This window comes from Spongiactinospora gelatinilytica (genome assembly GCF_003236385.1).
Taxonomy (GTDB): domain Bacteria; phylum Actinomycetota; class Actinomycetes; order Streptosporangiales; family Streptosporangiaceae; genus Spongiactinospora; species Spongiactinospora gelatinilytica.
The window spans coordinates 1-5,036 of sequence record NZ_POUA01000470.1 but is presented as its reverse complement, the minus strand read 5'-3'; the positions used below and the strand labels follow the sequence as shown (position 1 = coordinate 5,036).

Annotated in this window: 4 protein-coding genes and 1 pseudogene; 2 read left to right on the top strand and 3 right to left on the bottom strand. The window is 73.4% G+C overall.

Annotated features, from left to right (window positions below):
- From C1I98_RS34975 to C1I98_RS34965, 3 genes are all read right to left on the bottom strand, one after another.
- A partial coding sequence (locus C1I98_RS34975) for a response regulator (RefSeq protein WP_111171599.1) occupies positions 1-487 on the bottom strand: 487 nt, incomplete at its 3' end.
- On the bottom strand, positions 484-1,683 hold the full coding sequence (locus C1I98_RS34970; protein ID WP_233508444.1) for a sensor histidine kinase: 1,200 nt from the start codon (positions 1,681-1,683) through the stop codon (positions 484-486). The genes C1I98_RS34975 and C1I98_RS34970, both read right to left, overlap by 4 nt.
- Positions 1,684-1,811: 128 nt before the next feature.
- The gene (locus tag C1I98_RS34965; RefSeq protein ID WP_111171597.1) at positions 1,812-2,669 is read right to left on the bottom strand and encodes a RecB family exonuclease; all 858 of its coding nucleotides are present in this window, start codon (positions 2,667-2,669) and stop codon (positions 1,812-1,814) included.
- A gap of 306 nt (positions 2,670-2,975) precedes the next feature.
- Between C1I98_RS34965 and C1I98_RS34960 the strand changes: the two genes are divergently transcribed.
- Both C1I98_RS34960 and C1I98_RS34955 read left to right on the top strand, forming a co-directional pair.
- Positions 2,976-4,070 carry a site-2 protease family protein gene (locus C1I98_RS34960; protein ID WP_111171596.1) on the top strand — a complete coding sequence of 365 codons (1,095 nt, stop codon included), beginning with the start codon at positions 2,976-2,978 and terminating at the stop codon, positions 4,068-4,070.
- A gap of 388 nt (positions 4,071-4,458) precedes the next feature.
- Positions 4,459-5,036 (top strand): annotated as a pseudogene (locus C1I98_RS34955) (FHA domain-containing protein); the annotation flags it as partial.

Sequence of the window (5,036 nt, the reverse complement as noted above, 5' to 3'; positions counted from 1 at the left end):
GTGGGCTCGGAGAGGTGTATAAGGGACAGGACTGCGGGTGGGCCGGTGGCAGGCGGGTGGCGAAGCGGTCCAGCAGGCGCCGGGTGATGCTCGGCGCCACGATCGCGTCGCCCGCCGCCACCACACGGATGGCGTTCACCAGTTCGTCCGGGGGCACGTCCTTGAGCAGGAAGCCGCTGGCCCCGGCGCGCAGCGCCTCCACGATGTACTCGTCGAGGTCGAAGGTGGTCAGTACGAGCACCTTCGGCACATGGACCCCGGCGGTGGCCTCACGCACGATCCTGCGGGTCGCGTCGATGCCGTCCACGCCCGGCATCCGCACGTCCATCAGCACGACGTCCGGCAGCAGAGCGCGAGCCTGTTCCTGAGCCGCCTTGCCGTCGCCGGCCTCGCCGACCACCGTGAGGTCGGTCTCGGCCTCCAGGATCAACCGGAAACCGGTACGCAGCAGCGGCTGGTCGTCCACCAGCAGCACTCTGATCGTCATCGTCCGTCCTTGAGCGGGAACCGTGCGCGTACCTCGAAGCCGCCCCCGGCGCGCGGGCCGATTCTCAGCATTCCACCATAAAGCGCCACTCGCTCGCGAATTCCGACCAGTCCGTGGCCCGGTCCGTGCCGCTCCCCGTCCGGCCGCGGGGCCTCCGGGCCGCGCCCGTCGTCCTCGATCCGCACGGAGAACTCGCCCGGTTCGTGGCGTACCGTCACCCACGCCCGCGCCCCCGGCCCCGCGTGCCGCAGCGTGTTCGTCAGCGCCTCCTGGACCAGCCGGTAGGCGGCCAGGTCGATGCCCGGCGGCAGGTCCCCGCGCTCGCCCTCGGTCCACAACTGGGTCGGCAGCCCCGCCTCGCGCATCTGCTCCACCAGCGCGGGCAGCTCCAGCGTGCCGGGCTGCGGACCGCGCTCGGCGGGCCCCGCCCGGCCGTCGTCGGTCCTGAGCACCCCGACGATGTTGCGCATCTCCGCCATCGCGGTGCGCCCGACCTCCTCGATCGCCGACAGCGCCTCGCCCGCGCCCTGCGGGTTGGCGGTCAGGATCCGCCTGGCCGCGGCCGCCTGCACGGTCATCACGCTCACATGGTGGGCCACCACGTCGTGCAGCTCCCTGGCGATGCGCGAACGCTCCTCGGCCCGCGCGGCACGGGTGTCGGCGTCCCTGGCGCGCTCCAGCCGTTCGGCCCGGTCCTTCAACTCCGCCAGGTAGGCCCGCCGCATCCGCAGGCTGCGCCCGACCACCCAGGCGGTCACCACGGCCGGGACGCCCACCAGCAGCACCGTCCGGGTCTCGGCGTCCACTCCGGAGGACACGCCCACGAGCACGGCCAGCACGTCCAGGCCCAGCCCCGCCAGGCTGACCGCCAGGCCCCGGTGCGCGGCCACGCTGTAGACGGCGACCAGGGTGGCCGTGCCGATCATCGAGGTGTCGTGGCCCGTCATGACCAGCGCGAGCTGCGCCGCCTCCAGCGCGCACAGCAGCGCGAAGGGCCATCTGCGGCGCACCGCCACGGCGGCGCAGCCGAGCAGCACCGCGACGCTCCCGGCCGGGTCGGGGGGCCGCGCGCCGGACGGCAGGGGCGAGATCAGCTCCGCCGCCGCGGCGGCGACGAGCAGCGCGGCGAGGAGGGCGTCCGGGACCAGCGGACGGTCGCCGAGCCAGGCCCGCAGGCCGCCGAGGGTGGTGCGCACGCCTTCAATGTAGAACTTCCCCGCGCGCGCCCACCCTGCGGCAGGAGGATGCGCCATCCTCCTGCCGGAGGAACCACCCGCCCCGGCCGGGCGGCCCGGTGCCCCGTTACAGCTCGTCTACAGCTCGTCTACAGCTCGTCGCTGGCGGCGCGGCGACGCCGGCCGCCGGCCACGGTGTCCCCCGGGCGCCGCTCGGGCAGCGGCGGGGGAGTGCCGCCGAACTCCGGGCACAGCGCCTGGTGGTCGCACCAGTCGCACAGCCTGCTCGGCCGGGCCCGCCACTCGCCGGTGCTCATCGATCGCTCGATCGCCTGCCACAGCGCCGACACCTTGCGCTCGGTGGCCAGCAGATCGGCCTCCTCGGGCGCGTACCGGACCACCTCGCCGTTGCCGAGGTAGACCAGTTGCAGCACCCGCGGCACCGTGCCGTGCAGCCGCCACAGCGCGAGCGCGTAGAACTTCATCTGGAACAGCGCCCTGGCCTCGAAGTCACGGCCGGGCGCGGTGCCCGTCTTGTAGTCGACCACCCGGATCTCACCGGTCGGCGCGACGTCGAGCCGGTCGATGTAGCCGCGCAGCATCAGCCCGTTGCCGAGCACCGCCTCCACGTACAGCTCGCGCTCGGCCGGCTCCAGGCGGGTCGGGTCCTCAAGGGTGAAATAGCGCTCCAGCATCGTGCGCGCCTGGTCCAGCCAGGCCGCCTGCTCGCCCTCGTCGGCGAACATCTCCGCGGTCTCCGGCTCGCGCTCGCGCAGCCGCTCCCACTGCGGTTCGAGCAGGTCGAGCGCCGCGCGCACGGTGCGCCGCCCGGCCGGCAGGTCGTACAGCCGCTCCAGCACGGCGTGCACCACCGTGCCGCGGACCGCCGCGGGCGAGGGCCGCTCGGGGATCTGGTCGATCACCCGGAAGCGGTAGAGCAGCGGGCAGGTCATGAAGTCGCCGGCCCGCGACGGCGACAGCGCGCCGATGACCGTCGGCGCGCTCATCGCCCTCCTGCCCGCACCGCGCCGAGCGGGTCACGACATCGGCGGGCCTGGGACGGCCGGGTACGCTCCACCATGACCCGCACTTTAGGCCACCGCGCCGACATCTTCACGGTCCGGCGCCCCGCGAGGCGCCCGCCACGCCGGACCGCCCGGGCCCTGTGACGCGTAGCATCGAGGTCTACAAGGCATCTAGGCTCTAAGGCGGAGATGCCTGCATGGCGAAACGCGCCTCCATCGGCAGACGCGGCAGAAGGCGGAGCGAGACGAGTGAGCAGCGAGAGCCCACAGCGATCACCGGGTCTGCGGATGGGCCGGCCCTTCGGCATCCCGGTGTACGTCTCGCCCACGTGGTTCATCGTGGCGGCGTTCATCACCATCACCTACAAGGAGAGCGTGCAGCTCAGCGTGCCCGGGCTGAGCGAGGCGGCGGGCTACGCGGTGGCGTTCGCCTTCGCCGTGCTGCTGTACGTCTCGGTGCTGTTGCACGAGCTGGCGCACTGCGTCGTGGCCAAGCGGTACGGCCTGCCGGTGCGCCGGATCACGCTCTACCTGCTGGGCGGCGTCTCTGAGATCGAACGCGAACCCGACTCTCCCGGCAGGGAGTTCATGGTCGCCTTCGCCGGGCCGCTGCTCTCCCTGGGCCTCGCCCTCGCCGGGTTCCTGCTCGACGTCTTCGTCGTGCCCGAGGGCGGCATCCTCGGCGTCCTGACCTGGCAGCTCTGGGTGGCCAACCTGATCGTCGGCGTGTTCAACCTGCTGCCGGGCCTTCCGCTGGACGGCGGGCGGATGCTGCGCGCCGGGGTGTGGAAGGCCACGCGCGACTCCGGCTCGGGCACCGTCGCCGCCGCGTGGGTCGGCCGCGGGCTGGCCATCGTGCTGGCGGCGATTCCCCTGATCCTGACGCTGATGAGCGGCGGCCAGGTGTTCAACCTGTTCGTGCTGTGGTCCTTCCTGCTGGCCGGGTTCATCTGGTTCGGGGCCAGCCAGTCGCTGCGCACCGCGCGGGTGCGGGCCCGCATCCCGCAGGTCAACGCGCGCAGCCTGGCCAGGCGCGCGATCCCGGTGACCTCGGAGGTGCCGCTGGCCGAGGCGCTGCGCCGGGCCTCGGCGGCCCAGGCGGGCGCCATGGTCGTGGTCGACCACGACGGCAGGCCGATCGCCCTGGTCAACGAGTCCGCCGTGGAGGCCACGCCGGAGCAGCGCAGGCCGTGGGTGACCGCGGGCTCGCTGGCCCGCACCCTGGAGCCCTCGCTGGTGCTGGCCGCCGATCTCAGCGGCGAGGCGCTGATCGACGCCATGCGCGAGACGCCCGCGGGCGAATACCTGCTGGTCGAGCGGAGCGGCGAGGTGTACGGCGTGCTCGCCACCGCCGACGTCAACCGGGTGTTCAGCGGAGTCTGACGCGAACGCGGGTCCGGCCCGAGCCCACCTCTTCGGCCTGCGTGGTCCTGTAGGGGAATGGGCCCGGGTGCGCCCGCCTGCCACCGTGGGCCGATCGTTACCTTACTGATAGTTCCCCGCCCCCGGCCCACCAGCGCCGCTCGGCGACGGTCGCATCGCAGGCTCTCCACGCTCGCGCTCATCGCCGTGCCGTGCGTGTGCTGGGAAGGCGTTCGTCCCTGGCTTTCCGCGGTTGCGCCGGGAGAAGGACCGGCCCCCCTCTTCGGACTGGTGACGCTCCTGCCAGAAGGTCTACTAGGGTTCTTTTTGCCACGGTCCGACCGCCGGCGCATTCTAGACGCACTTCCTAGTGGTATGGATCTGTGTGATTCCGGGGAGGGAGAGTTCTGTGACCGACCAGGGCTTCGGAGTGGTCCGTCCGCTTCCTGGCAACGGGCTGGTCGCCCATCTGGGCGGCCTGGTCCTGGTGTGCGACGCGGTGGACGCCGTGGCCTCCGAGCTACTGGAGGCGGTCCGTGACACCGCCGCCACCGGTGGCGACGGCAGGGCGCTGGCCCGCCGTGCCGCCCAGGTGCTCGCCCGGTCGATGACCGCGGAGCCGATCGGGTGCGCGGTCGCCGGTCCGGCCGCGGGCGGCATCGCCGTACTGGTCAGCGGGGAGGCGTCGGCCACCGTCGAGGCCGAGTCGGGCGAGGTGGCTCTGGCCGGGCGCGACGCGCTCACCTGGACCGACCGGCTCGTGCCCGGCCCCGTACGACGCGTGGAGCTGCGCCTGCCCGGCGCGGGCGACCCGCACCCGAGGACCAGGCTCGATGAGGGCGTGGTCGTGGGCGGCGGCATGACCGGCGAGTACACCGGGGCGGGCGAGCCTGATGACCGTGCCCCCGCCAGGCCCGCCCAGCGCGAATGGCGGGCCCCCGAGCCGGACCTCCAGCCCGCACCCGCCGAGCCGGAGCCTGAGCGCGC